Raw genomic sequence first — 26,630 nt, 5'->3', positions numbered from 1 at the left:
GGGGGTATTCCTTTTGATTTATAAAATAAAAGGGGTAATACTAGAAAAAGATACGAATATGATTGTTGTAGATACTGGTGGCATAGCTTATGAAGCTGTATGTTCACTTGCAACATATTCATCTGTTGGAAGTTTGGGGGAAATATGTGAGCTTTATACTTATATGGCTGTCAGAGAAGACGGCATATATTTATACGGCTTTGCAACAAAAGAAGAAAAACGGTTATTTTTAATGCTTATATCAGTTTCTAGTATTGGTCCTAAAATGGCAGTAAAAATTCTTGGTGGCATAGGATGTGAAAGCCTTATTGCTGCCATATCATCATCAGACCATCAAATGCTTTCAACTATTCCGGGTATTGGTAAAAAAACAGCTGAAAGAATAGTTGTGGAATTAAAAGATAAATTTGAAAACCAGCAGGTTGTTTATGCACCGCAGGATATAAGAGAAGAAGTTGTTGGTGCATTAGTGAACTTAGGCTATAAAGTGCCTGAAAGCAGAAAAGCTGTTGAAAAATGCAGTCCAAATGATGATTTTGAAACAGTTTTAAAAAATGCTCTGCAGTTTTTATCAGGTAAAAAATAATGAAAGAAACAGATATTTACAGCATATCAGAAACAAATGAAGATAAGCTTGGTGCACTTCGTCCTGAATGTTTTGATGATTATACAGGGCAGAAAAAAGTCATAGAAAACTTAAAAGTCTATGTAAAAGCAGCAAAGGAAAGGGGGGACAGCCTTGACCACTGCCTTTTTTATGGTCCACCCGGTCTTGGAAAAACTACTCTTGCAAATATAATAGCTCATGAGTTAGGTGTAAATATTACTGTAACAAGCGGACCTGCCATAGAAAAATCTGGTGATTTAGCAGCACTTTTAACTAACCTGACACCTAGACAGGTGCTTTTTATAGATGAAATACACAGGCTGCATTCAAGTGTGGAAGAAATATTATATCCAGCTATGGAAGATTTTAAGCTTGATTTATTAATAGGTCAGGGACCGGGCGCAAGAAGTATGCGTATAGATTTGCCAAAATTTACTCTTGTTGGGGCAACTACTCGTGCAGGGCTTTTAACATCTCCACTTAGAGACAGGTTTGGTATGATTATCCGCCTTGAATTTTATCAAGATGAAGAACTTGCCCAGATTATTACCCGCGGTGCTGGTCTTTTAAACACTCCCATAGAAAAAAAAGCAGCTTTAGAAATAGCTAAATGCAGCCGCGGCACTCCAAGGATAGCCCATAGAATACTTAGAAGAATGAGAGATTTTGCCCATGTATTTAATAAGGGCATAATATCTCTTGATATTGCTTACGACGGACTGAAACGGCTAGAAATAGATAATGCGGGGCTTGATGCAAACGACAGACGGCTTTTAATGACTATTATAGAAAAATATGATGGCGGCCCTGTTGGTTTAGAAACATTAGCTGCAGCAACAAGCGAAGAAAAAGATACCATAGAAGATGTTATAGAGCCATTTTTAATATATAAAGGGTTTATTCAAAAAACTCCAAGGGGCAGAGTGGCATCAAAAATAACTTATGACCATTTAGGTATCCGTTATAATCATAAAACTTCTATTGAAGAATTTTTGGAAGATGAATAATGGCAAAATTAAAAACAACTTATGTATGCCAGAACTGTGGAGCAGTCCAGTCTAAATGGATGGGAAAATGTCCAGAATGTAATCAGTGGAATTCGCTGGTAGAAGAAGTTATTGAAAAGCAGTCATCATCAAAATCATCTTATAATCAAAACTATATTCCTAAAAACACACCTGTTATTTTATCAAATGTGGCAGGTATAGAAACTCACCGCTTTGAAACAGGCATAAAAGAGCTGGATCAGGTATTAGGTGGCGGTATAGTTAAAGGTTCTGTTGTTTTAATAGGCGGCGAGCCGGGTATTGGCAAATCTACTGTTATATTGCAGGTTGCAGGCATATTAAATAAGAAAAATAAAAAAGTGCTTTATGTATCAGGTGAAGAATCACCATCACAAATCCGTATGCGGGCAGACAGACTAAATGTTACAGCTGATAATTTAGAGCTTTTAACAACTACTTCTTTTGAAGATGTGCTTTCTGCTACAGCTATTAAACAGTATGATTATTTAATAATAGATTCTATACAGACAATTACAAGTGAAGAAATTATTTCAGGCGGCGGTGCAGTAGGGCAGATTCGCCATGTTACATACAGGCTTGTAGAGCTTGCAAAAAGCACTGGTCTTACTGTCTTTATTATAGGGCAGGTAACAAAAGACGGCAATATTGCAGGTCCGAAAGTATTAGAACATTTAGTTGATACTGTTCTTTATTTTGAGGGCGATTATTCAAGGGGAGTCCGCATAATCCGCTCTGTTAAAAACAGGTTTGGCTCAACTGATGAAGTGGGTATTTTTGAAATGAGCCAGTCTGGTTTAATAGAAGCAGGGGACAGAGCCTTTTTTGATAAAGACAGCAGTCAGGCAAGCGGCAAAGTAATATGCCCTGTGTTAGAGGGCACAAGACCTTTTTTAATAGAAATACAGGCACTTGTTGCACCAACATTTTTTCAATACCCTAAAAGAAATGCCACAGGCTATGACAACAACAGGCTTGCAATGCTTATTGCTATTTTAGAAAAAAAGGGCGGCTTAAACTTATCTGGTGCAGATGTTTATTTAAATATTGCAGGTGGAATTAAAATCAATGAGCCAAGTGCAGATTTAGCAGTATGTGCTGCCCTTATTTCATCATTTAAAGATAAGCCAGTGCCATATACAATGGCTTTTGCAGGGGAAGTTGGCTTGACTGGAGAAATCCGCTCTGTTTCCAATATACAAGGCAGAATAAATGAATGTTCTAAATTTGGAGTGGAAACTTTATATACTAATAATAAACATGAAAAAAGTAAAAATATAAAATTAGTTAATGTGAAAAACATAAATGATTTATTAAAACTATAATTTGCAGGAAGTATATGGATAATAAAAAAGAGCGGGAAAGAGCAGAACTTCATAAAATAATATGGAATATAGCTGATGATTTAAGGGGGACTGTAGACGGCTGGGATTTTAAGCAGTATGTATTAGGTATGCTTTTTTACAGGTATATATCTGAAAATATTACTGACTATATTAATAAAAACGAGCATGAAGCAGGCAATATCAGTTTTAATTATCAAGAGCTGGATGACAGCAGCATAACTGATGATATAAAAGATGAACTTATTGATACAAAAGGTTATTTTATATATCCAAGTCAGCTTTTTTATAATGTGTATAAACGGGCTGGTAGTGATGAAAATCTAAATGAAACACTTCATAATATATTTAGAAGTATAGAAAATTCTGCTGTCAGCAGGCAAAGCGAAGATAACTTTAAAGGCTTGTTTGATGATTTTGATGTAAACAGCAAAAAGCTGGGAGCATCAATAAAAGAAAGGGTGGAAAAATTAAGAAAATTGATGAGCGGCACAGCTTCTATGAACCTTTTAAGCTATGGAGATAACACAATAGATGTTTTTGGTGATGCTTATGAGTTTTTAATGGGAATGTATGCATCAAATGCAGGCAAAAGTGGAGGGGAATATTATACACCGCAGGAAGTATCTGAGCTTTTAACAAGGCTTACATTATCAGGTAAAAAGGAAGTAAATAAAGTGTATGACCCTGCATGTGGCAGCGGCTCCCTTTTATTGAAATATGCTAAAATATTAGGACATAACAATGTGCGAATAGGTTTTTTTGGACAGGAAACAAATATTACTACATACAACTTATGCCGTATTAATATGTTTTTACATAATATTCCTTATGATAAATTCAGCATAGCTCATGGTGATACATTAATAAAACCATATCATTATGATGATGAGCCTTTTGAAGCAATAGTTTCAAACCCGCCATATTCTACAAAATGGAAAGGTGATGAAGACCCTGTCTTAATTAATGACCCTAGATATTCCCCTGCCGGTGTGCTTGCACCTAAATCAAAAGCAGATTTTGCTTTTATTATGCACTCTCTTTCATGGCTTGCAAGCAGCGGCACAGCAGCGATAGTATGTTTTCCCGGTATTTTTTACAGGGGTGGTGCAGAGCAGAAAATCCGCAAATATTTAGTAGATAATAACTTTATAGACTGCATTATACAGCTTCCAGAAAATCTTTTTTACGGCACATCTATTGCAACATGTATAATGGTATTAAAAAAGAATAAATCAGATAACAGCATTTTATTTATTAATGCTTCAAAAGAATATGTAAAAGTAACAAATAATAATAAGCTTACAGATAAAAATATTGATAATATTTTAAAATATTATGAAGAAAGAAAAAATATAGAATATATTTCATCTTTTATAAAGTATGAAAAGGTAGTTGAAGAAAATTATAATTTATCAGTAAACACTTATGTAGAGCTTGAAGATACAAGAGAGAAGATAGATGTTAATGTCCTTAATGCTGAAATAGAAGCAATAGTAAAAAAACAGCAGGTTTTAAGAGATAATATTAATAAAATTATAAATGAGTTAGGGGATATATAAATGCTGCCAGTAGAATTTATGCTATACAGCGATATATCTGAAAATATATCTGTAAATGTTGTAGTAAAAGATGAAACAATATGGCTTACTAAACTATTTAGAAAGGGGAATTTTTCCCCTTTCTAGCTTTCCCCTGAATGCAAAAATATTTTGTTCACCACAAAATATTTTCATAGGAAATAAAAATAGAAAGTGTGATTTCTATTTTTATTGGTTTATATTAATGAATGGTAAAAACAATTAATTATTAATAAAGAGAGTAGGTATAATAAAATGACACCAGTTGAATTTATGCTATACAGTGATATATCTGAAAATATATCTGTAAATGTTGTAGTAAAAGACGAAACAATATGGCTTACTCAAAAATCTATGGCAGAACTTTTTGGGGTTAATGTTCCAGCAATAAATAAACATTTAAATAATATATTTGCAGAAGGTGAATTGGCAGAAAAAGTGGTTATTTCCAAAATGGAAATAGCCACTCAACATGGAGCAATATCAGGAAAAGAGCAAATAAGAGAAGTAAATTTTTATAATTTAGATGCAATTATTTCAGTTGGTTATCGTGTTAACTCTACAAAAGCTACTAAATTTAGAATATGGGCTACTGGTGTTTTAAAAGAATTTATACAAAAAGGTTTTGTTTTAGATGATGAAAGATTAAAGCAGGGAAAAACTACTTTTGGCAAAGATTATTTTAAAGAGCTGTTAGAACGAGTTCGCTCAATTAGAGCAAGTGAAAGAAGAATATGGCAGCAGATAACAGATATTTTTGCAGAATGCTCTATTGATTATAATAAAAATTCTTCTGTAACAAAAGATTTTTTTGCTGCTATTCAAAACAAATTTCATTATGCAATTACTCATCAAACAGCTGCAGAGATAATATATAAAAGTGCTGACAGCAGTAAAAAAAGTATGGGTTTAACAACTTGGAAGAATGCACCTTTGGGAAGAATATTAAAATCTGATGTATTAGTTGCAAAAAATTATTTATCAGAAAAAGAAATAAGACAGCTTGAAAGGGCAGTAACTGGCTATTTTGATTATATTGAAGATTTAATAGAGAGAGAAAATACTTTTACAATGGAAGAATTTTCTGCAAGTATAAATGAATTTTTAAATTTTAGAAGATACGAAATATTATCTAATAAAGGCAGTATTTCAATGAATATGGCAAAAGATAAAGCAGAGCAGGAATATAATGTTTTTAATAAAACACAAAAAATTAATTCTGATTTTGATAAATTCAGCAGGAAAATATTGAAAAGTAAAAAACAGGATATATAATATATGAATAAAATAGAAAAAATGGTAAAAGAATTATGTCCTGATGGTATAGAGTTTAGAAGTATTGGTAGCTTAATAAAACGCTATAACAAAAAAGCTAAAAATATTACAGATATAAAAGTTTATAGTGTTAGTAAAAATGAAGGATTAATTCCTGCTGATGAATATCGTGAACATATAATTCATAGTCAAGATACTTCAAATTATACTATTATGTATAAAGGTATGTTTGCCTATAATCCTGCACGGCTAAATATAGGTTCTATTGCATATTTGAAAGATAATCAAGCATTAGTTTCTCCTATGTATGTTGTTTTTGAGATTGATACTACAAAGCTAATGCAACAATTTTTATTATATTTACTTCAATCATCTGTTGTTTTAAATAAAATTATTTCTTTAACAGAATCAGGTGCTAGATTCCGATTTGATTTTAATAGATGGAATTCTATTCTTATTCCTGTTCCACCATTAGAAATACAAGCAGAAATAGTTAGTATATTAGATACTTGTGTAGAATTATCAACTAATTTACAAGCTGAACTACAAGCTAGAAAAAAGCAGTATGAATATTATAGAGATAAGTTATTGTCATTTGACAATATTTTAAAACGGGGGGGGTAGTTAAGAAATTAGGTGAAGTAGCAAATATTATTAGGGGGCAAGGTTTATCAAAATCAGAGTTTGTAGAAAAAGGTATTCCTTGCATACATTATGGACAAATTTATACTTATTATAAATTAAATGCAGATAGGACAATATCATTTACTGATAATGAAATTGCTTCAAAATTACAAAAAGTATATTATAATGATATAATAATGGCAGTAACAAGTGAAAATATTGATGATGTAGGCAAAAGTGTAGTATGGTTAGGTAATGAAAAAATTGTTACGGGTGGGCATACAGCAATAATCAAGACAAAGCAAAATGGAAAATATATAAATTATTGGTTTTCATCAGAACATTTTAGAAAGCAAAAAATAAAAATAGCACACGGAACAAAAGTTATAGAAATAACACCTAATAAATTAAACAATATTCTTATCTCTATCCCGCCCCTTGAAGTGCAGGAAGAAATAGTAAATATACTTGATAAATTTGAGCGAATGTGTAACAGTTTAACGGAAGGACTTCCGTCAGAGATAGCAGCAAGAAAAAAGCAGTATGAATATTACAGAGATAAATTATTGAGTTTTTAAAACTTGTCTATCAGAGCAAAGATAAGATAGTATAAATTTTACTGATTAACATAATATAAAATTCTTCGCCTGTATAACAGACTGATAAATAATACATAAAACAATATTTAAAGGTGTAGTAATGGATTATAACATTTTATACGAAACAGATTATGATACTGTTGTTGCAAGGTATGAAGATAAAAGAAAAAATAATAAATCATATCAGTCAGAAAAAGAGTTGGAAAATGAATTTATCCATAATCTTACAAATTTGGGATATGAATATATTAATATAAAAAATGAAAAAGAATTAACAGCTAACCTTAAAATACAGCTTGAAAAGTTAAATGATTATAAATTTGAACAAGATGAATGGGAAATATTTTTAAAAAAAGAAATACAGAAAGAAGGTATTTTAGAAAAAGCAAAAATAATACATAATGATGACTGTATCACAAATACTATAAACAGCAAAGGTGTTATTAAAAATATAAATCTTATAGATAAAAATAATATACATAATAATAAATTACAGGTTATAAACCAGTATAAAGAATATGATGGAAAATATAAATCCATATATGATGTTACTGTTTTAATTAACGGACTGCCATTTATACATATTGAACTTAAAAGGCGGGGTGTTGCTTTACAGACTGCTTTTAGTCAGATAAATAGATACCAGCGGGACAGCTTTTGGGCTGGAAGCTCTCTTTTTGAATTTATACAAATATTTGTAATATCAAACGGCACTCATACTAAATATTATTCTAATACTACAAGATATAATCATGTAAAAAGAAATGCTAAAAAAACAAATAATTCGTTTGAATTTACAATTTTTTGGGCTGATGCAGAAAACAGAAGAATAGCTGACCTTGTAAATTTTACAAACTACTTTTTTGCCCGCCATACAATTTTAAATATCATTATAAGATACTGTGTTTTAACAGAAGATAGTAATCTTTTAATCATGAGACCTTATCAAATAGCAGCTTGTGAAAGGATATTAAATAAAATAAAGTATGCGGAAAATAAAAATATATATGGCGGGATAGATGCAGGCGGCTATATATGGCATACAACAGGAAGCGGCAAAACTTTAACTTCATTTAAAACATCACTGCTTGCTTCTAAAACAGATTATATAGATAAAGTGTTTTTTGTGGTAGACAGGAAAGATTTAGATTATCAGACTATTAAAGAGTATGAAAAATATCAAAAAGGATGTGTATCATCTAATAAAAGCACTCGTATATTGCAGCAGCAGATAGAGGGTGATAGTAAAATAATAGTTACAACTATTCAAAAACTTTCTACTTTTATAAAGAAAAATAAATTTCATAATATTTATAATAAAAAAGTTGTATTAATATTTGATGAATGCCACAGGTCTCAGTTTGGTGAAATGCATACAAATATAATAAAGTATTTTAAAAAATACAGTATTTTTGGATTTACCGGCACACCTATTTTTAAAGAAAATGCATCAAGCATAAATAAAATACAGGGCAAAACAACACCGCAGGTTTTTGGTGAAAAACTGCATACTTATACAATAGTTGATGCTATACATGATGAAACCGTGCTGCCATTTAAAATAGAATATCATGATACTTTTAAAAATAAAGATAATATTGATGATAAAAAAGTATCCGGTATAAATAAAGAAGAAGTTTTTATAAATGATAAAAGAATAGAGCTGATAGTAAAATATATTTTAGAAAATTTTGATATAAAAACTAAAAGAAACAGCAGTTACAGCATAGATGGCAAAAGAGTAAATGGTTTTAATTCTATTTTAGCTGTAAGCTCTATTCCTGCAGCTGTTAAATATTACAAGGCTTTTAAAAAATTATTAGAGAAAAATACAAATCCATTAAGAATTGCTGTCATCTTTACTTATAACCCTAATGAAGAAGAAAATGGATATATAGATGATGAAAGTTTTGATACAGCAGATTTAGACAAAAGCAGCCGTGATTTTTTAGAATATGCAGTAAATGACTATAATAAAATGTTTAATACAGCATTTGATACAAGCAGTGATAAGTTTGAAAATTATTATAAAGATATATCCCAAAGAGTAAAAAATAAAGAGATTGATTTATTGATTGTTGTAAATATGTTTTTAACCGGCTTTGATGCTAAAACTGTAAATACATTATGGGTAGATAAAAATTTAAAATATCATTCATTGATACAGGCTTTTTCAAGGACTAACAGAATATTAAACTCTGTAAAAACTTTTGGAAATATTGTTTGTTTTAGAAATTTAGTAAAGGATGTAGAAGATGCTGTTGCTTTATTTGGCAATAAAGATGCTGAAAATATAGTGCTTTTAAAAGATTATAACAGTTATTTTTACGGATATGATAAAAACGGACACCATGAAAAAGGATATATTGATTATATTGAAGAGCTTTATAGTAAATTTCCTATTAATGAAGAAATTACAGGGGAACATAATGAAAAAGATTTTATTGCATTATACGGAATTATTTTAAAGTTAAGAAATATTTTATCTACTTTTGAACAATTTGATAATGATGACCCATTTAAAAAAGAAAATAAAGAAAGAGACTTGCAGGACTATCAAAGTAAATATATTGATTTGTATAATAAAATAGTAAAAAAAGCAAATAGTGAAAAAGAAAGTATAATTGATGATATTGTTTTTGAAATTGAGCTTATAAAACAGGTTGAAGTAAATATTGACTATATTCTTAAACTTGTTATGGAATATTTACTTAAAAATAAACAAGATGAAGAACTTGCTTTAAAAATATATAAATCAATTGATTCAAGTATTATGTTAAGAAATAAAAAAGAATTAATAGAAGAATTTATTAATATTACAAATATTAATAAAGAAGAAGATGGTTATAGAGAATGGGAGCATTATATAGATAAAACAAAAGAAAAAGAAATTACAGATATAATAAAAGCAGAAAATTTAAAAGAAAAAGATACTTTAAGTTATATTAATAATGCTTTTCGCGATGGAGAAATTAAAACATTTGGAGTTGATTTTGATAAGCTTCTTCCGCCGATTTCCAGATTCAGCAGGGAAGAAAACAGGCAGGAAAAGAAAAACAGTATTGCAGATAAATTAATAAGATTTTTTGAAAAGTTTTATAATATCAGTTGAATAATAGATATATATAAAAAAACTATTGATATTTTACAGATTACAGGTATATTGCTAATAAGAAATTTTAATTTAATATATAAAGGTGCATCCTATGGGTATTTTAGAAGGTAAAAAAGCTTTAGTTTTTGGTATTGCAAGTAATTTAAGTATTGCTTACGGCATTGCAAAACAGTTAAAGGCAGAAGGTGCAGTCGTTGCATTATCTTATGCTGCAGTTCATGAAAAAAGAATAAAATCTATTGCAGAAGAATTAGGCTCCACATTTGTTGAAGAATGTGATTTATCAAACGATGATGAAATAGATAATCTTGTAAATAAATATGAAGAAAAATTTGGTAAAATTGATATTATAGTCCACTCTGTTGCATTTGCTTCAAGAGAAGCTCTTTCTGGCAGATTTATGGAAGTTACAAGAGATGATTTTCGTGTTGCTATGGATATTAGCGTATATACTCTCATAGCAGTAGTGAAAAAGTTTGAAAGAATTATGAGTGATGATGCAAGTGTTGTTACATTATCATACTATGGCAGTGAAAAAGTTGTGCCTAACTATAATGTTATGGGTGTGGCAAAAGCAGCCCTTGAAGCAGCTGTTCGTTATTTAGCTGTAGATTTAGGCAAAAATGGCAAAAGAATAAATGCAGTTTCTGCTGGACCTATTAAGACATTGTCTGCTGCTGGTATCTCTGGCTTTAAATCTCTGCTATCATCAAATGAACAGCGCATTCCACTTGGCAGAAATGTGGATATTGAAGACTGCGGTAATTTAGCAGCATTTCTTTTAAGTCCAAAGGCTAAAAATATTACAGGCTCAGTTATCTATGTAGATGGCGGCTTTAATATTACAGCAATGTAAAATTAATCAGTATTTTAAGGCGATTATTTAATCGCCTTTTTTAGTATTATTAAAAGCAATTACTGTCAATGAATGCAGCAAGAGTATTTAAATAAATTATGTTATATTTAGCATTTATGCTAGGTCATACTGAGCCTGCAAGGCGAAGTATCTAAAAAAGAATATACTTTAAATATATTATGCACTGCTGTAATATAAATAATATAGATTTTTCGCCATTAAAATCAGGCTCAAAATGACTTGTGTGACAAAATTTTTAAAAAAATATATAAGGCACAGGAAGTGCCGTCGCATAGCGTAAGCGATGGGAGCATTTACTGCGACCAAGCGTAGTTTAAAAATTTTATGGACAAAATTTTTAAAAAAAATATATAAGGCACAGGAAGTGCCGTCGCATAGCGTAAGTGATGGGAGCATTTACTGCGACCAAGCGTAGTTTAAAAATTTTATGGATAAAATTTTTAAAAAAAATATATAAGGATTTGATAATATGACAAATAAATGGCTGTCTGCAATACAAAAAGCATTTCCTGCATTAAAAAAAGAAAATATAAATAAAACTAACTTGAAATTTAGTTTAATAGAAAATATTGATGATGCGTATTTAACCATAGAAGCTGCGGCAGAAAATGGTATTTGTTTTTCATGGGTAGATAATGCAAACAAGTATTTAATGGCAGTTATGGAAGCAGAGAGCTGCTCTCAGTATGAAATACATAACAAACTGGAAGTTATTTTTGACAGTCTTTTTGATAATTCATCATCTGAGCTTTATGCTGCAAGAGATGTTATTATAGATGATATGTATGGACTTGAAGTGCTTGGTGGTAATGAAACAGACGATAATAAATATGATATTTTTTATGGTCTTTATCTTTCTGATAATAAAGATGGATATGTGATTACTGGGTTTGGTGATGATGAAGTAGAGTTTGTTTTTGAAAAGCTGACTGGAGCAAGCAGACTATTTTACAGAAAAGATGTGCCTGCATCAATTAATAAAGGTAAATCGCAGGATAAAGAAATAGAACTTTTAAGAAAATTATCAGCAAAATTAATGGTAGATTATGATATAAACTGGCAGATATTAAACTGCACATTTTCGGTTATTGATGGCAGTCTTGATATAAAACAGGAAACATCTTTTTTAGTGCTTTCTGAAAATGGTGTGAAAGAAATGGATTTTTCAGAAATATATAAAGAAGATAAATCATTTATAAATGAAATTGCGGAGCTTCTGTCTAATATTTCTGCTTATGATATTTCAGGTTTTACAGTTACACTTTTTAAAGACGGCAGATATGGTATAACATATTATCCAATAGAAGAAGATGAATTTCATGGAGAACATGAGCATATTCATGATGAAAACTGTAATCATGAGCATTATTATGATGATGAAGATAATGACTATTTTCCTGAATATGGCAATGAAAAAGAATATGCTTTAAATTATATGAATAACCTGCACTCTGATATATTAAGCCCAGTAGATAAATGGGATAATGGTATGGTGCTTATTCAAAATACAGAAAATTTTACAATGGTTTATCCTTATTATAATACTTCTGCTAACCCATTTATAGAAATAAATATTTTAGAAGATACTGATAAAGATATAAACGATGAAAGCTATATGGAAGAATTAGGTTCTCAGTATGGTAAATATTATCCTGCAATGTATGACTACTTTGGAGAAAAAGTAGATGAGCTTAATTTATTTTCAGTATTATTTTACTTTAAAAATAATGGTGAAAATCAGGTAGATGCTGCAACACTTTATTATAAAGAATTTGTCTTTGATATTTTTTGTGCAGTAGAAGATGGATATGAAAGTGCAGAAGCTGTTGCTTTAATGGCAGCAGCAGATGCCTTTGAGCAGGAATTTACTGCTAAACCATTAATGTATATAACTTTTGATATATCTTATAATGATGAAATAAAATTATGCAGTCAAGTTAAAGGCTTATCTTTAAGTGGTGAAGAAGTGCTTGATAACGGTAATGATATAGTAGAAAATATATTAAGCAGTATTCAAGTTATATTTGATGATGCAAAATACAGATATGATAATAAAGCAGGCAGATTTACCATATTTCCAAACGGAAAAATAGGTGTAGAGTTTATATAGAAAAAGAAAAATTTGATAGAAATTTTAAAAACATTTAAAATTTTGTTTGACAATTTTACATAAAATTCTTATTATCATTTTTCATTGTATAAAAAGTGGGTCTGGTATATCAGACATTCTCTTATAAATTTATGGAGGCAAAAGATGGCACAGCTTACTCTGGCAAAGCGTACCAACTTAAAAAAAGTTCGCAAACAAGGTTTTCGTGCAAGAATGGCTACCAAAGGTGGCAGGCTTGTTATTAAAAGAAGACGCGCAAAAGGTCGTAAACGCCTTGCAGTTTAAACCTGAATGTTTTCCCCGTAGCATGCATATTTGTAAATCAAGAGATTTTACGGCAATATATACGGGGAAACGAGTTTCAGGCTCAATGTTTATAATCTATTATAATATATTGGGCAGTATAGGCAAAGCAGGTTTTACAGTCAGTAAAAAAGTTAGTAAATCAGCAGTTAAGCGTAATAAGCTTAAAAGAAGATTAAGGGAAATATACAGGCAAAATAGAAATTTACTGCCTGCAGGTGTATCTATAATTATACGAGTGCTGCCACAAGCTGCGGGAGCTGATTTTAATGAAATTAAAAATGAAGTTCTTTCGCTTTTTAAAGTTATTGCATCCAAAGAACACAGCAGTAATGTTAGTTAAATGTTATAAATACTGTATTTCTCCATACCTTGGTAACCACTGCCGTTTTTATCCAAGCTGTTCAAGTTATGCTATAGAGGCTTTTCAGAAAAAAGGTTTTATTAAAGGGTTTCTATTGACTGTATGGCGTATTCTGCGTTGCAATCCATTCTGTAAGGGTGGTTATGACCCTGTTAAGTAGGGAATATTAAATATTTAAGGATTTTTTATATATGGATAAAAGAACCGTTATAGCTTTTGTGCTTAGTTTTGTAGTATTGATAGGCTGGACTTACTTTATAGCACCTATGTTTTCACCTGTTCAGCCAGCTGCAGATAATACAACAGTTTCAAAAATACCACAGGCACCAGTTGAAAATGCAGCAGTTGATAATGTAACACCTGTTAATATAAATAAGGAATTACAGGTATCAGCTCCAGAAGAATTAACTACTGAAAAATCTAAACTAATGGAAGTAACTTTTAATACTGCAACAGGTGATATAAGAAGTGTTGCTCTTCCAGCATGGGAAGATACAGAAGGCGGATTTGTTACTTTTAATAAAAATGGTGTATCAGATTATGCTAAAATTTTAACACCAGTATCAAGTGGCTATACAAAAAAAGTGATAAATCTGCAGGACAGTAAATTGATTACTTTTACAGCTCAAAGCGGCTCTTTAATAATTAATAAATCATATCAATTATTTGATAATTCATATTTAATAAAGTCTACAATAGATGTTACAAATACAGGCAGTAATTCATTAAATATTCCTGTTAAAATAAATATTGGACCAAAACTTGGGTCTGGTTTTGAAGAATCATCTTATGTATTTGAAGGAGCTGTTATAACTAATGGTGGCAAAACATACAGAGTGAAAATGAATGATACTGACAGCGAAGTTTTAGACAATGCAGTATGGGCTGGTTATACATCAAAATATTTCTTATTTGCAGCAGCAAGTAATGATTTATTTAAAAAAGCAGAAATATTTCCTGAAAATAAGTCTGCCATTGCTTCTATTAATACTGATTTTATAGTAAACCCGGGCAGCAGACATCAGGCATCTTTTGATTTTTATGTTGGTCCTAAATATTATGACCAGTTAAAAGATTTAGGGCTTTCTCTGCAAAAAAGTATGGACTATGGCTGGTTTTATTTTATAGCTATTCCTATGCTTTATGTTTTGAACTTTTTAAATGATATATTTCATAACTATGGTATAGCCATCATTATACTTACTATTATTGTAAAAGTGTTAACATTACCACTTACATTGAAAAGTATGGTATCAATGAAAGAGATGACAAAAATTCAGCCAAAAGTTTTAGAATTAAGGGAAAAGTTTAAAAATGACCCTGCAAAACTTAATCAGGCTACAATGGATTTATACAAAGAGCATAAAGTAAACCCTTTAAGCGGGTGTTTCCCACTGCTTTTACAAATACCAATATTTTTTGCATTATATAAAGCATTACTTTTATCATTAGAATTAAAAGGTGCACCTTTCTTTGGCTGGATAGTAGATTTATCTGCAAAAGACCCATACTATATTACACCTATTGTTATGGGTATCACTATGTTTCTTCAGCAGAAAATGACCCCAACAACAGCAGACCCTATGCAGCAGAAAATATTTTTAGCTATGCCTGTTATATTTACATTTTTGTTTATAAACTTCCAGTCTGGTCTTGTGCTTTACTGGCTTACAAACAATGTGCTGTCTATTATTCAGCAGTATGTAATTAATAAAAGAAAATAAAGAACAAACTGGTATTTAATACGAGGTTATATTATGAGAATTTTTGAAGTGGAAGGAGATAGTGTAGAAGAGATTATCTCTCAGTTTACAAAACAGCAGAATATTCCTGCTGATTACATCAGCTATGAAGTTATTGAGCAGGGCTCTAAAGGGCTTTTTGGTATTGGCAAAAAAAATACAAAAGTAAAAATTACTTACAATGAAGCAGAGTGTGTAAAGAAAAAAGCAAAACTTATACTTAATGAACTTTTGGAAAAAGCAGGCTTTACAGATGCTCATGTCAGTGTAGAAGAAAACGATAAAAGACTTTTATTAAATATAGAAACTGAAACACCAGAATTATTAATTGGTAAATCTGCTCAAACACTTGATGCATTACAGTATATATTTGATAAAATGATAAACTTATCAGAAGATAGTGAAATAAGCATTATTGTAGATGTTGGCTCTTACAGAAAACGCAGAGTAGAAGAAAATGTTGCTAAATCACTTGCAATGGCAGAAAAAGTTAAAAAATCAGGCAGACCATTTAAACTGGCACCAATGAGCAGCATATTAAGAAAAGAAATACATATTGCATTGAAAAATGTGCCGGGAATTACAACTATTTCTACAGGTGAAGGTCCATTAAAACAGGTATCAATAGTGCCAGATAAGCCAAGAAATGGTAAGGGCAGATTTAACAATAAGAGAAGAAATTATAGATATAATAGAGAAGAAAACTAATGATTATGAAAATATTTGTGCTGGTCGCAATACTTGCTGGTATTTATTTCTTTTTTAAAATAAAAGATAAAAAGCAGGACGAGCAGAAGTATGCAGATAATGAGGAAGTAAAAGCTGTTGAAATGAAACAGGATGCTGTATGCGGCTCTTATGTGGAAGAAACTACTAAATATAAAGTAAGACTGCATGATAAAATATATTATTTCTGTTCAGAAGAATGCAAAAATCAATTTATAGATGAGAATACAAATCATTAGGATTTAGGAGATATAATGTATACATTATTGATAGGATTATTATTTGGTGTCATCACTGGTTATTTAGGTTTTTTAATATATCCAAGTTATGTGCTTGCAAGCTTAACATTTATTGCAGGTGTATTATTGTTTAATTTTTTCATGGGACGCTATTTTATGAAAAAATTAACTGAAGTATTTAATTCAATAGAAAAAGATATTAAAGCAGGCAAAGCAGATATTGCAATAGAAAAATTGAAAACAGGCTATAAATATTCTAAATGGCAGTTTTTGGTGAAAGAGCAGATAGATTCGCAAATAGGTATAATATTATATGCTAATAAAAGGTTTGATGAGGCTCTGCCTTACCTTAAAAAATCACTTAAAAGCAACTGGATGGCAATGAGTATGCTTGCTGCATATTATTATCGTCAAAAAGATTATGCAAATATGAAAGCTGTTATGGAAAAAGCTTCAAAGGCTAATAAAAAAGACAGCTTTACTCAGTGTCTTTATGCTTATTTCTTATCAGAAACTGGGGATGTTGATAGTGCTATTGCTGTGCTTGCAAAAGCTATGAAAAAACTGCCTTCAGATGAAAGGCTGCAAAATGCTAGTGATGCACTTAAAAACAGAAAGAAAATAAAAATGCAGGCTTATAATACTTTATGGCTGCAGCTTCATTTAGCAAAAATGCCTGAGGGAATAAAACAGTATCAAACATTAATAGGTAGACAAAAAATAACTAGAAGATAAGTAGAATTTATGCTTGAAGATATACAAAACTCAAAAGATACAAGAAATATAGATATAAATCAGGTAGGTATAAAAGATATTATCTACCCAATATCTTTAAAAGATAGAAATAAAGGTATTCAAAATACAATTGCAAAAATCACAATGAGTGTTATGCTTCCACATCAGTATAAAGGCACTCATATGTCAAGATTTGTAGAAATTTTAAATAAATATAAAGATAATATTGATATTCATAATGTAGGCTCTATATTGCAGGATATGAGAGAAAGGCTTTCATCAGATTCTTCTTTTATATCTCTTTCTTTTCCATACTTTATGGAAAAAACAGCACCAGTTTCTAAAATGACATCACTTATGGATTATAATTGTGAATTTTCTGGAAGCTGCTCTGAAAAAGGGCTTGATTTTGTATTAAAAGTAAAAGTTCCTGTCCAGTCATTATGTCCATGCTCAAAGGAAATTTCAGAATATGGAGCACATAATCAAAGAAGTATTGCTTCTATTTCTGTCCGCTTTAATAAAACTGTATGGATAGAAGATTTAATAGAGATAGCAGAAAGTTCAGCAAGTTCATCTATTTACTCTCTTTTAAAACGAGAAGATGAAAAATATATAACAGAATATGCTTATGATAACCCTGCATTTGTAGAAGATATAGTTCGTAATATAACAGAAAAACTTATGAATGACAGCAGGATTATATGGTTTGAAGTAGAATGCGAAAATATGGAATCAATTCATAACCATAATGCATGGGCAAGAATTGAAAGATGGAAATAAACTTTTTATTACTGCAATTTTGATGCTTAATTTTGGTTCAAGAATATTAAATTTTAATAATCAATAAACATTTAATATTGTTTTATCTTCATTATATATGTTTCAATTAGTCTTTGAAATGATAAATTTTTTATCATAACTATAATATATCAACTATAATATTATACCAATTTAATATGATTATTTTTACATATGATATTTTAATCCTTGACTTTGATTATAATTATGCTACTTTAATGGTATGGTATCTCTTTTAAAAAAATATATACTATATTATTTTATGGTATCTGCTCTGTTTTTTGTATATGGGTGTTCTGACATATCTGATTCCCCCCCCCATTCCTATGTTTCTGATGATAATATTCAGACAGTTGATTTTATATATGATATAAATAGTTTATATGTTTCATATTCAGTTATTTTAAATAATATTGATGAAACAAATGTCAAATCTTATTTATGGAATTTTGGTGATAACAGCACTTCTTCTTCTAAATCTCATACACATCATTACAGCGAAAAAGGTTTATATACAGTTATTCTTGAAGTTATTTTGGATAATGACAGTAAATTGAATATAAGTAAAAATATAGATATTAGTATTAATGAAAATACTGATAATGTAGATAATTTTTCAATACCTATTGATTTTGAATATGAAACTAAGAGTTTAACAGTTAAATTTTCAACTGAGCCTGTGGATAATGTAAAATCATATATATGGCATTTTGGGGATGGAAACATATATTCTGACTACGAAGCAGTTCATAGTTATAGTAAAAGCGGTTTATATGAAGTTATTCTTGAAGCAGTTTTAAATAATGATAAAAAAATATATCATAGTAAAAAGATTAATGTTAGTCTAATGGATTTGTTTTTTGAAGGTTTTGGAAGGGAGCCTGATAAAATGTATTTTGCACTGCATATAACAGGCAGTGCTGCAAACGGACTATTTATGCAGCAGCATAAAACATATGCCAAAGATTTATCATTTCAATTAAAAAATGGTAACAGAGAAAAAGACATTATATTTTCAAGAGATTATAAAAAATGGGGTCTGTGGGATTTGTGGGGAATAAAATTATATAATGTGCAATATGGCTGGGCAGACTATGACGGTAAAAAATTGGAAATGCCTTTTTATCTTGGAGATGCAGATTTTAAAACAGATATTAATTCAAAAAATATTTCTTTTGCTTCATTTGTTATAAAAGACAAGGAAAATACAATTTTTTTAGGGGACCCAAGTTTTGTAAGATGTATGACAGATGATTTAAAGTTTACAATTCCAAATGGTTATAATCCTGATATTCATAAGAATATTGCTAAATTTACAATAAATTTTAATGGTGATTCAAATTGTTCTTATAATGTGCTGTTTGATGGATTTGTCAATAAGTAATTATATTATATAGATGGTTTATATATTAATTTAATAGTTATTTTGTGAGGTGAATAATGATAAATATGAAATCAATAATTTTTAAGAGTATTAATATTGTTTGTGTTTCAATATTCCTTTTATTATCAGGCTGTGGAGATGTTTCTGATATTTTTAATAAAAATAATTCTAATAATAGTGGAAATACAGGCGGTAATGATAATAGTGGCAATACTGGCAGCAATGGTGATACAGATAGTGATAACAGTGGTTATGGGGGGGGGAATCCAGATGATACTGTTATAGAAGATGGAATAGACATATCTTTTATTTGTTATCCTAATGAATTAGCCCTTGATTGTGATGTGATTGAAAAAGAAATTCCTGAAATAATAGAGATTGTTGAATATTACTGGAGTTTTGGAGATGGGGGCATTGCAGAAGGTCAATATAATGGACACTGGCTGTATAAAAAAGGTGGAGATTATACTGTTAAACTTGAATTGGAATATAAAAAGAATGGTGCTGCAAAAAGAGCTGCCTTAGGTTCACAAAAATATACATTGATTCAAGAATATTTTCCTACTCTATTTTTATCACAGTTTGGTGATGATACAAGTCTTATGTATTTTGCACTTCATATAAAAGGGGAAAGTAATATACAGGCTAATGGGACAGGGTTATTTGCTCAAAAAGTTACTGGTATCAGTGGAAAATACTCTGAAGATTATGCAAGAGATTTAATAGCTTATAAAAAAGGTGATACTAATACAAAATTTGAGTTTTCTGCTTTATATCAAAATTTAGGATTAAACGACATATATTCTATTGATTATGGCTGGACGGATAAAGATGGATTAAAGCTGGATATGCCATTTTATCTTGGCTATAAAGGCTTTAATATACCAAAATCATCTAATGGTTATGTTGAATTTGTAAACTTTAATATTGTTGATATGACAAGTTCAGGGCTTATGCCCGGTTATGATTACACTTCTTTTGTTAGATGTAATACAGGTGATTTTAAATTTAATATTCCTATGAAAGATTATGATGAGAATTTTCATAGAAACATAGCATTATTTACTGTAAATTTTACAGGTCAGTGTGCATATTCTGTAACATTTGACGGCTTTTTAGAGAAGTAGTTTATTATTGAGAAAAATGAGATATTATTTTTTAGATACTTCGCTATATTTCAAGTTCAGCATTGACATACAATTTTTACAATATCAGTCATTTTGAGCCTGATTTTATAGGCGAAAAATCTAAATTATACATATTGCAAAAGTGAATAATATATTTAAATTATCTGTTTTTTAGATACTTCGCCTTTCAGGCTCATTATGACATGGAAGCAGGTCAAGTATGACTAATGCAGGGACAGGAAGTCCCGTCTTTAGTAAGCGATAGACAAACTTGTTTTGGCAGAGCGTGATTTAAAAAATACAGGGATGTATTTTTTAATAAAAGATGAATTAAGATACTTCGCCTTTCAGGCTCATTATGACATGGAAGCAGGTCAAGTATGACATATATCTCTCACACTATAAATCAAAACTTTGTATAATATGCTATTTTGGTTAAATCCAAAAAATATCATTTTCATACTGACTATTTTTATGTATTATACCATAATATAATTATAAAAATATTTTGATAAAATTATTTTCATTCATTAATAATCATATAAGCTGCTGTATATAAGTTATCATATTATTTACATGCAGATATAGATATTTTTTTAGATTCTTTACCATTTCTTATAGTTGTCAGCTTAAAATCAACACATTTATCATCTTTTGCACTGTATCTGAATAATTCCACATCTACCTGCTGTATAAACTTATCTTTTCCGTTGGTTGTAATATAAACATTATAGTTTGAGCTGTTTTTTTCCTTATCCCATGTTAATACTATATCATTACCGTTACGGCGGACTATAATATTCTGTGGCGGCAGGTTTAGTTTGCTTGTATCCAGTTTAAAATCCTGCCTGTATGGGATACCTGTATTATTATCATAATCGTAGGGTATAACCATAACAGAAAGTGTTGTAGAGTTTACAGGCAGTTCATCAAAACATGTTTTAATACCATTTTTCGCATCGCCAATTTTTGTGCCGTTAATAGTAACAACAGTGTTTGCTACAACATCACTAAGCCCGGGATAAACACATATTTGTTTATTTTTTTCATAAGTTATATTAATAACAGTATGTTTTATTGGTCTGTAATATTTAATTGTTTTTACTAATGCTGGAGAATAAGTTTTAACTTTTCCATAATAGTGGCGAAATCTGTATTTATATACTCTATTATTTACCACATCAGTATCCGTATATGTCTGCTTTGGGTTAATTAATGCTACACGCTTAAAGCCTGCCAGATTAAAAAATCCTATACTTTCATCTACTTTTTCTACAAATAAAGTATAATTATCACTGCCGTTATAAATAGATATACCATCACTATTAACAGCATAGTCAATGGCTTGCGGGTATGGTATATCAAGTGTGCCTTTTGGCACAGGGTCAGATTTTAACCCGCAGGCATAAATCATAAATACTGTAAATACAAGAACAGTATATTTATAAATTGTCATCTAAAAAGCTCTTAGCAAGTTTTATTTGTGTCATAACTGATTCTACTGATGTGCCGCCATAAGAGTTCCTGCTGTTTACAGAAGCATCAAGAGTAATATAGTTATAAACATCTTTTTCTATAAATTTAGAAAATATCTGCATTTCATTAATAGACAATTCTTCTAAATTTTTATTATTATCAATAGCATAAGCAACAGTTTTACCAACAATATGATGTGCTTCTCTAAAAGGTATACCTTTACGGACAAGATAATCTGCTAAATCTGTAGCTGTAGAGTAGCCTTTTCCTGCTGACTGTTGCATTTTATCAACATTTACTTTCATTTTTTCTATCATTGGAGCAAAAACTTTCAGTGAAGCAAGTAATGTATCAACAGCATCAAAAAGCGGCTCTTTATCTTCCTGCATATCTTTATTGTATGCAAGCGGGAGCCCTTTCATAATTGTAAGCATTGTCATAAGAGAGCCATACACTCTGCCAGTTTTGCCGCGAATAAGCTCTGGAATATCAGGATTTTTTTTCTGTGGCATAATAGATGAGCCTGTGCAGTAGTCATCAGTTAATGTGACAAAATTAATATCAGGGTTAGAAAAAAGTATTATTTCTTCAGAAAGCCTTGATAAATGCATCATGCAGATACTTGCAGCAGACAAAAACTCTATAATAAAATCTCTGTCAGACACAGAATCTATACTGTTTTCAGTAGGTCCATAAAAACCAAGAGTATTTGCAGTGTAGTTTCTATCTATGGGAAAAGTTGTGCCAGCAAGAGCACCAGCACCTAATGGGCAGTAGTTTGCTCTAATCATTAAATCATTTATACGCTGAAAGTCCCTTTTAAACATTTGAAAATAAGCCATTAAATAATGGGAAAATAAAATAGGCTGTCCCTGCTGCAAATGAGTAAATCCCGGCATAACTATACCTATATTATTCACTGCTTTATCAACAAGCACTCTTATTAGGTTAATAAGGTATGCTTTTACAGTTTCTGCTTCATACATAACATACATTCTAACATCAACAGCTACCTGGTCATTTCTGCTGCGTGCAGTGTGCAGTTTACCACCAACAGGACCTGCTATTTCAGTAAGTCTTTTTTCAACAGCCATGTGTATATCTTCATCGCCTATATCAAAATGAAATTCACCTTTTTCTATTTCATCAAGCACCTGTTCAAGACCTGATACTATTGCTCTTGCTTCGCTTTCTGCTATTATTCCTTGACGGCTAAGCATTACAGCATGAGCAATACTTCCTTTAATATCAAACTTATATAATCTTTTATCAAAATAGATAGATGCATTAAATTCTTCTACAAATATATCTGTAGGCAGGTTAAATCTGCCAGCCCATGGTTTTTCACTCATTATTTATCTCCTTTTAGTGCATGTCTTTTTTCAAGTTCTTTTAAAACATCAGTCCAGTCTATCCCTTTAAAACGAAGTGCAACCATTAAATGATATATATAATCTGCTGCTTCTGCTGCTGTTTCATAAGGTGGCTCTGTTAAAAATGCTTTAATAAACTCTGCATTTTCTTCACCAAGTTTTTTTATGATTTTGTTAGCACCACCTTCAAATAATGTAGTAGTATAAGAAGCAGGGCTTGGGTTTTGATGTCTATCTTTAATTGTTTCGTTTAGTATAAGCAGTATATTTTCCATATTATATCCTCTATAATCTAACAGGTATATTTTTATTGTTTAAATATTTTTTTACTTCTAATATTGTCATTTCCTGAAAATGAAATACACTTGCAGCAAGGGCTGCGTCTGCAAGACCATATTTAAAGCCTTCATAAAAATGCTCCATAGTGCCAACGCCGCCTGACGCTATTACTGGTATAGTTACTGCCTGACTTACTGCCTTTGTAAGCTCTATATCATAGCCAGTTTTCATACCGTCTTTATCCATACTTGTAAGAAGTATTTCTCCAGCACCAAAATCTTCCATAGTTTTTGCCCACATTACTGCATCAAGTCCTGTTCTTTTTCTGCCGCCAGCAATAACTACTTCATAAGAGCCATCTTCTTTTGATTTAGCATCTATTGCAGCAATAACAGCCTGAGAGCCAAATTTATTAGCCGCCATTTTTATAAAATCAGGATTTTTAACAGCTTCAGAATTTATAGACACTTTATCAGCTCCTGCTGCAAAAAGGCTGCGTATATCTTCAATAGTTCTTATACCGCCCCCAACAGTTATAGGCATAAAGACATTTTCTGCTGCTTTTTCTATAACATTAATCATAATGTTTCTTTTTTCATGTGTCGCTGTAATATCTAAGAAAGCTATTTCATCTGCTCCCTGTTTTTCATATTCTATTGCAGCGTCCACAGGGTCACCAGCATCTCTAATATTAACAAAATTTACTCCTTTAACTACTCTGCCGTCTTTTATATCAAGACATGGAATAATGCGTTTAGCAAGCATACTTTCTCCAGTTTATACAAATTTAAAATTTTATAACATATAAATACTTAAAAGTTAAATAAAAAATTATTTAAATTTAAATAAAAATATGCTAAAAGAAATATTATGAAAAAAACATTACTTATAACTATATTTATTTTTTATTCATTTTTTACAAGTTTTGCAGAAGAAATAAAAACAGTAGCAGATATTTTCCCAAAAGCTTCTCAAATGAAAGGCGGTTCTTCTTCATGGATAGTTGCAGGTGTGGTTGCAGAAAAACGGGACAGATGCACTGTTTATGAAAATACTTATGCTTATTATTCAACTAAAAAAGAGAAAATACTAGATATAGAGCGTGAAAATACTTATGTTGTTTCTGCCAGAATATTTGAATGTGATAATTTTGCAGAAGCATTAAAAAACTATAAAGAGCTTGCAGATATATCTAAAAAATATGCAAATCGTAAACAGGTTGCACCAGTTCCTTTTGGGGAGCAGGGCATAATGGTTGCTTTGCCATTGCAGAAAAAGCAGGGGAAAAGCCAGCAGGCTAATTTCTATATTACATATATTTTCAGAAACTTTGTAATACAGGTTTATTCAGATGACGGATTTGCTCAGATGGATATGTCTGGAGCTATTGAAAGCAATATTTATAAATATCTTAAAACAAAAGGCATAAATTATGCGGTAAATAGAATAAATTTAAAAGTTGAAACAGGCACTTCATTATATATGGACAGCCTTTCTTTTACTGGTGATAAAATAGCTTCAGTTTTAATAAGCGGTATAGTGCTTGATGTTAATAATAAACCTGTTCCTGATGCAAAAATTACAGCAGTTGAAACAAACCAAAGTGTAGTAAGTGATAAAAATGGCAGGTTTAGTATTAATGTTACTTCTGGCAAAGGCAAATCTATTTCTATGGTTAAAACTATTATGCTGCCATTTTCTATTAGTGGAGAAAGGCTTGCATTATCAACAGGTTTTTATCCTATAGAAGTTAAAAATAAAGGTAAAGAAGTGTTTAGCGGCTTGCTAAATATTCTTGTTAAAAATAACAGGGTGTCAGGCTATCTTATAGATACAAACCTTAATAAAAGATTTCCTGTTACTGGATATGTAAGGGGCGATAATGTAACGATAGATACAGACTGCACTGAGCCGGGTTCCACATTAAACTGCCGTAAAATATTTAAAGGAAGTCTTGTTTCTGATTATATAGTGCAGGGTAAAGCAATAGGTGTTGGCAGTGGCGATTTTATTATAGATAAAAATAAATTTACTATAATCACAGAAAGCCCGTATATTAGAGATACAGGTATAGCACTAAATCTTTCTGTGCTGCAAAATGGTGTGCAGAAATACAGCAGTCAAAAAAATATGCCGCTTAATGCAGGCACTGCAAATAAAAGCTATCTTGAACTTAAAACAAATGATTTTATAGGCAAAGATATGCTTTATTTTAAAGAAGCATTTTTAAAACTGAATATTCTGGGCTTAAATATTAAAAATAAAGCAGAAATTGTGCTTTTTAAAAAAGTGGTAGATAAAAACGGATATGTCTCTATGCAGAGAATTGCACCACTTAAAACAATTACAAAAGAAGATAAAAATGAAATCAAGCTTGATATTTCAAGCCAAATCCGCCAGCCAAATGAGCAGGGTTATTTTATAGGCTTAATTGGTGATGAAAAAGATTATATTATATTTAATGGCAGCAATGTCAGCATAGATTTAAGCTATTATGGTAATGCAGCTTCATATAAACCCCGTAAAGTTTTAAGTATCGCTCTTAAAGATTTTGAAGGGGAAGATATGGTTTCTAACAAAGGCTATATAGAAAAGGATGGCAGCAGCGATATTGTGATTTCATTAAATGTTTCTGCCCGTGGCAGAAATTTAGAGCAGATTGAAATTATAGCTGATGCTGATACAAGGCGTGTATGGAATACTGTAATAGACGATATTTATCCAGCAATAGCAGTTCTTCAAAATGGTGGAATTTTAAACGAAGATGATTCTTCAATTAATATTCCTTTAAAATCAGATGATGAAATATTTGATTTGCATTTATATAAAGGCTCATTAAAAGAAGAAAATATTACTAAAATTACAGTTAAAGCTGTTATTGACGGCAAGCTGTATGAAGATTTTATATTATTAAAATAGGAAAAGT

Annotated in this window: 26 protein-coding genes; 22 read left to right on the top strand and 4 right to left on the bottom strand. The window is 30.5% G+C overall.

Annotated features, from left to right (window positions below):
• The first annotated feature begins 13 nt into the window (after nucleotides 1–13).
• From ruvA to N508_RS03170, 21 genes are all read left to right on the top strand, one after another.
• Nucleotides 14–586, top strand: coding sequence for a Holliday junction branch migration protein RuvA (gene ruvA, locus N508_RS03265; protein ID WP_023274970.1), 573 nt, complete (start codon nucleotides 14–16; stop codon nucleotides 584–586).
• A complete protein-coding gene (gene ruvB / locus N508_RS03260; RefSeq protein ID WP_023274969.1) occupies nucleotides 586–1,614 on the top strand; it encodes a Holliday junction branch migration DNA helicase RuvB in 1,029 nt (342 codons plus the stop codon). Before ruvA ends, ruvB begins: the two co-directional genes overlap by 1 nt.
• Entirely contained in the window at nucleotides 1,614–2,957 is a 1,344-nt protein-coding gene (gene radA, locus N508_RS03255; protein WP_023274968.1) for a DNA repair protein RadA, read from the top strand. Before ruvB ends, radA begins: the two co-directional genes overlap by 1 nt.
• A gap of 14 nt (nucleotides 2,958–2,971) precedes the next feature.
• Complete coding sequence (locus N508_RS03250) at nucleotides 2,972–4,537, top strand: type I restriction-modification system subunit M (protein WP_023274967.1); 1,566 nt, start codon at nucleotides 2,972–2,974, stop codon at nucleotides 4,535–4,537.
• Entirely contained in the window at nucleotides 4,538–4,663 is a 126-nt protein-coding gene (locus N508_RS10910) for a hypothetical protein (protein WP_023274966.1), read from the top strand. It abuts the gene before it with no gap.
• A gap of 147 nt (nucleotides 4,664–4,810) precedes the next feature.
• Nucleotides 4,811–5,830 carry a virulence RhuM family protein gene (locus N508_RS03245; protein ID WP_023274965.1) on the top strand — a complete coding sequence of 340 codons (1,020 nt, stop codon included), beginning with the start codon at nucleotides 4,811–4,813 and terminating at the stop codon, nucleotides 5,828–5,830.
• A gap of 3 nt (nucleotides 5,831–5,833) precedes the next feature.
• A complete protein-coding gene (locus tag N508_RS03240; protein ID WP_251930658.1) occupies nucleotides 5,834–6,454 on the top strand; it encodes a restriction endonuclease subunit S in 621 nt (206 codons plus the stop codon).
• Between the two features lie 26 nt (nucleotides 6,455–6,480).
• The gene (locus N508_RS03235) at nucleotides 6,481–7,032 is read left to right on the top strand and encodes a restriction endonuclease subunit S (RefSeq protein ID WP_433962229.1); all 552 of its coding nucleotides are present in this window, start codon (nucleotides 6,481–6,483) and stop codon (nucleotides 7,030–7,032) included.
• 121 nt (nucleotides 7,033–7,153) lie between these two features.
• Nucleotides 7,154–10,165 carry a type I restriction endonuclease subunit R gene (locus tag N508_RS03230; RefSeq protein WP_023274963.1) on the top strand — a complete coding sequence of 1,004 codons (3,012 nt, stop codon included), beginning with the start codon at nucleotides 7,154–7,156 and terminating at the stop codon, nucleotides 10,163–10,165.
• A 94-nt stretch (nucleotides 10,166–10,259) separates the two neighbouring features.
• On the top strand, nucleotides 10,260–11,024 hold the full coding sequence (locus N508_RS03225) for an enoyl-ACP reductase FabI (RefSeq protein WP_023274962.1): 765 nt from the start codon (nucleotides 10,260–10,262) through the stop codon (nucleotides 11,022–11,024).
• Nucleotides 11,025–11,514: 490 nt separating this feature from the next.
• Complete coding sequence (locus N508_RS03220) at nucleotides 11,515–13,155, top strand: hypothetical protein (protein WP_023274961.1); 1,641 nt, start codon at nucleotides 11,515–11,517, stop codon at nucleotides 13,153–13,155.
• A gap of 144 nt (nucleotides 13,156–13,299) precedes the next feature.
• The gene (rpmH, locus tag N508_RS03215) at nucleotides 13,300–13,440 is read left to right on the top strand and encodes a 50S ribosomal protein L34 (protein ID WP_023274960.1); all 141 of its coding nucleotides are present in this window, start codon (nucleotides 13,300–13,302) and stop codon (nucleotides 13,438–13,440) included.
• Nucleotides 13,441–13,462: 22 nt separating this feature from the next.
• Nucleotides 13,463–13,801: a ribonuclease P protein component gene (gene rnpA, locus N508_RS03210; protein WP_076654225.1), complete on the top strand. Its 339-nt coding sequence runs from the start codon at nucleotides 13,463–13,465 to the stop codon at nucleotides 13,799–13,801.
• Nucleotides 13,791–13,982, top strand: coding sequence for a membrane protein insertion efficiency factor YidD (yidD, locus tag N508_RS03205; RefSeq protein WP_040636497.1), 192 nt, complete (start codon nucleotides 13,791–13,793; stop codon nucleotides 13,980–13,982). The genes rnpA and yidD overlap by 11 nt, the downstream gene beginning before the upstream one ends.
• Before the next feature lie 31 nt (nucleotides 13,983–14,013).
• The gene (gene yidC / locus N508_RS03200; RefSeq protein ID WP_023274958.1) at nucleotides 14,014–15,546 is read left to right on the top strand and encodes a membrane protein insertase YidC; all 1,533 of its coding nucleotides are present in this window, start codon (nucleotides 14,014–14,016) and stop codon (nucleotides 15,544–15,546) included.
• Between the two features lie 33 nt (nucleotides 15,547–15,579).
• The gene (gene jag / locus N508_RS03195; protein WP_023274957.1) at nucleotides 15,580–16,272 is read left to right on the top strand and encodes an RNA-binding cell elongation regulator Jag/EloR; all 693 of its coding nucleotides are present in this window, start codon (nucleotides 15,580–15,582) and stop codon (nucleotides 16,270–16,272) included.
• A complete protein-coding gene (locus tag N508_RS03190; protein ID WP_023274956.1) occupies nucleotides 16,272–16,529 on the top strand; it encodes a YHS domain-containing protein in 258 nt (85 codons plus the stop codon). The genes jag and N508_RS03190 overlap by 1 nt, the downstream gene beginning before the upstream one ends.
• A 15-nt stretch (nucleotides 16,530–16,544) precedes the next feature.
• Nucleotides 16,545–17,264, top strand: coding sequence for a tetratricopeptide repeat protein (locus N508_RS03185; RefSeq protein ID WP_023274955.1), 720 nt, complete (start codon nucleotides 16,545–16,547; stop codon nucleotides 17,262–17,264).
• 9 nt (nucleotides 17,265–17,273) lie between these two features.
• Nucleotides 17,274–18,047, top strand: coding sequence for a GTP cyclohydrolase FolE2 (gene folE2, locus N508_RS03180; RefSeq protein WP_023274954.1), 774 nt, complete (start codon nucleotides 17,274–17,276; stop codon nucleotides 18,045–18,047).
• A gap of 280 nt (nucleotides 18,048–18,327) precedes the next feature.
• Nucleotides 18,328–19,449 (top strand): PKD domain-containing protein, encoded by a 1,122-nt coding sequence (locus N508_RS03175; protein ID WP_179077841.1) that lies wholly within the window; start codon nucleotides 18,328–18,330, stop codon nucleotides 19,447–19,449.
• Between the two features lie 65 nt (nucleotides 19,450–19,514).
• Complete coding sequence (locus N508_RS03170) at nucleotides 19,515–20,576, top strand: PKD domain-containing protein (RefSeq protein WP_143815607.1); 1,062 nt, start codon at nucleotides 19,515–19,517, stop codon at nucleotides 20,574–20,576.
• Nucleotides 20,577–21,144: 568 nt separating this feature from the next.
• On the opposite strand, the gene N508_RS03165 is transcribed toward N508_RS03170, so the two are convergent.
• From N508_RS03165 to hisF, 4 genes are read right to left on the bottom strand one after another with little or no spacing between them, the layout of a single operon-like run.
• The gene (locus N508_RS03165; RefSeq protein ID WP_023274950.1) at nucleotides 21,145–22,032 is read right to left on the bottom strand and encodes a hypothetical protein; all 888 of its coding nucleotides are present in this window, start codon (nucleotides 22,030–22,032) and stop codon (nucleotides 21,145–21,147) included.
• On the bottom strand, nucleotides 22,019–23,404 hold the full coding sequence (gene argH, locus N508_RS03160) for an argininosuccinate lyase (protein WP_023274949.1): 1,386 nt from the start codon (nucleotides 23,402–23,404) through the stop codon (nucleotides 22,019–22,021). The genes N508_RS03165 and argH overlap by 14 nt, the downstream gene beginning before the upstream one ends.
• Nucleotides 23,404–23,700 (bottom strand): phosphoribosyl-ATP diphosphatase, encoded by a 297-nt coding sequence (gene hisE / locus N508_RS03155; RefSeq protein WP_023274948.1) that lies wholly within the window; start codon nucleotides 23,698–23,700, stop codon nucleotides 23,404–23,406. Before hisE ends, argH begins: the two co-directional genes overlap by 1 nt.
• Nucleotides 23,701–23,710: 10 nt before the next feature.
• Nucleotides 23,711–24,469, bottom strand: coding sequence for an imidazole glycerol phosphate synthase subunit HisF (hisF, locus tag N508_RS03150; RefSeq protein WP_023274947.1), 759 nt, complete (start codon nucleotides 24,467–24,469; stop codon nucleotides 23,711–23,713).
• Between the two features lie 105 nt (nucleotides 24,470–24,574).
• Here hisF and N508_RS03145 point away from each other — a divergent pair, with 105 nt between their 5' ends.
• Nucleotides 24,575–26,623 carry a carboxypeptidase-like regulatory domain-containing protein gene (locus tag N508_RS03145; RefSeq protein ID WP_023274946.1) on the top strand — a complete coding sequence of 683 codons (2,049 nt, stop codon included), beginning with the start codon at nucleotides 24,575–24,577 and terminating at the stop codon, nucleotides 26,621–26,623.
• The last annotated feature ends 7 nt before the right edge of the window (nucleotides 26,624–26,630 follow it).

Source organism: Mucispirillum schaedleri ASF457, assembly GCF_000487995.2.
Taxonomy (GTDB): domain Bacteria; phylum Chrysiogenota; class Deferribacteres; order Deferribacterales; family Mucispirillaceae; genus Mucispirillum; species Mucispirillum schaedleri.
Note: the sequence above shows the minus strand (reverse complement) of the source record. Positions and strands in the feature narration are given on the sequence as shown.

Bases quoted from the DNA above. Each gene is read 5' to 3' on its own strand.
- hisF (WP_023274947.1), bottom strand. From the start codon at position 24,469: ATGCTTGCTAAACGCATTATTCCATGTCTTGATATAAAAGACGGCAGA.
- N508_RS03230 (WP_023274963.1), top strand. From the start codon at position 7,154: ATGGATTATAACATTTTATACGAAACAGATTATGATACTGTTGTTGCA.
- N508_RS03250 (WP_023274967.1), top strand. From the start codon at position 2,972: ATGGATAATAAAAAAGAGCGGGAAAGAGCAGAACTTCATAAAATAATA.
- N508_RS03220 (WP_023274961.1), top strand. From the start codon at position 11,515: ATGACAAATAAATGGCTGTCTGCAATACAAAAAGCATTTCCTGCATTA.
- rnpA (WP_076654225.1), top strand. From the start codon at position 13,463: ATGCATATTTGTAAATCAAGAGATTTTACGGCAATATATACGGGGAAA.
- N508_RS03165 (WP_023274950.1), bottom strand. From the start codon at position 22,032: ATGACAATTTATAAATATACTGTTCTTGTATTTACAGTATTTATGATT.
- N508_RS03190 (WP_023274956.1), top strand. From the start codon at position 16,272: ATGATTATGAAAATATTTGTGCTGGTCGCAATACTTGCTGGTATTTAT.
- N508_RS03170 (WP_143815607.1), top strand. From the start codon at position 19,515: ATGAAATCAATAATTTTTAAGAGTATTAATATTGTTTGTGTTTCAATA.
- N508_RS10910 (WP_023274966.1), top strand. From the start codon at position 4,538: ATGCTGCCAGTAGAATTTATGCTATACAGCGATATATCTGAAAATATA.
- jag (WP_023274957.1), top strand. From the start codon at position 15,580: ATGAGAATTTTTGAAGTGGAAGGAGATAGTGTAGAAGAGATTATCTCT.
- radA (WP_023274968.1), top strand. From the start codon at position 1,614: ATGGCAAAATTAAAAACAACTTATGTATGCCAGAACTGTGGAGCAGTC.
- folE2 (WP_023274954.1), top strand. From the start codon at position 17,274: ATGCTTGAAGATATACAAAACTCAAAAGATACAAGAAATATAGATATA.
- hisE (WP_023274948.1), bottom strand. From the start codon at position 23,700: ATGGAAAATATACTGCTTATACTAAACGAAACAATTAAAGATAGACAT.
- N508_RS03175 (WP_179077841.1), top strand. From the start codon at position 18,328: ATGGTATCTGCTCTGTTTTTTGTATATGGGTGTTCTGACATATCTGAT.
- N508_RS03245 (WP_023274965.1), top strand. From the start codon at position 4,811: ATGACACCAGTTGAATTTATGCTATACAGTGATATATCTGAAAATATA.
- rpmH (WP_023274960.1), top strand. From the start codon at position 13,300: ATGGCACAGCTTACTCTGGCAAAGCGTACCAACTTAAAAAAAGTTCGC.
- N508_RS03225 (WP_023274962.1), top strand. From the start codon at position 10,260: ATGGGTATTTTAGAAGGTAAAAAAGCTTTAGTTTTTGGTATTGCAAGT.
- N508_RS03145 (WP_023274946.1), top strand. From the start codon at position 24,575: ATGAAAAAAACATTACTTATAACTATATTTATTTTTTATTCATTTTTT.
- yidC (WP_023274958.1), top strand. From the start codon at position 14,014: ATGGATAAAAGAACCGTTATAGCTTTTGTGCTTAGTTTTGTAGTATTG.
- yidD (WP_040636497.1), top strand. From the start codon at position 13,791: ATGTTAGTTAAATGTTATAAATACTGTATTTCTCCATACCTTGGTAAC.
- N508_RS03240 (WP_251930658.1), top strand. From the start codon at position 5,834: ATGAATAAAATAGAAAAAATGGTAAAAGAATTATGTCCTGATGGTATA.
- N508_RS03185 (WP_023274955.1), top strand. From the start codon at position 16,545: ATGTATACATTATTGATAGGATTATTATTTGGTGTCATCACTGGTTAT.
- ruvB (WP_023274969.1), top strand. From the start codon at position 586: ATGAAAGAAACAGATATTTACAGCATATCAGAAACAAATGAAGATAAG.
- argH (WP_023274949.1), bottom strand. From the start codon at position 23,404: ATGAGTGAAAAACCATGGGCTGGCAGATTTAACCTGCCTACAGATATA.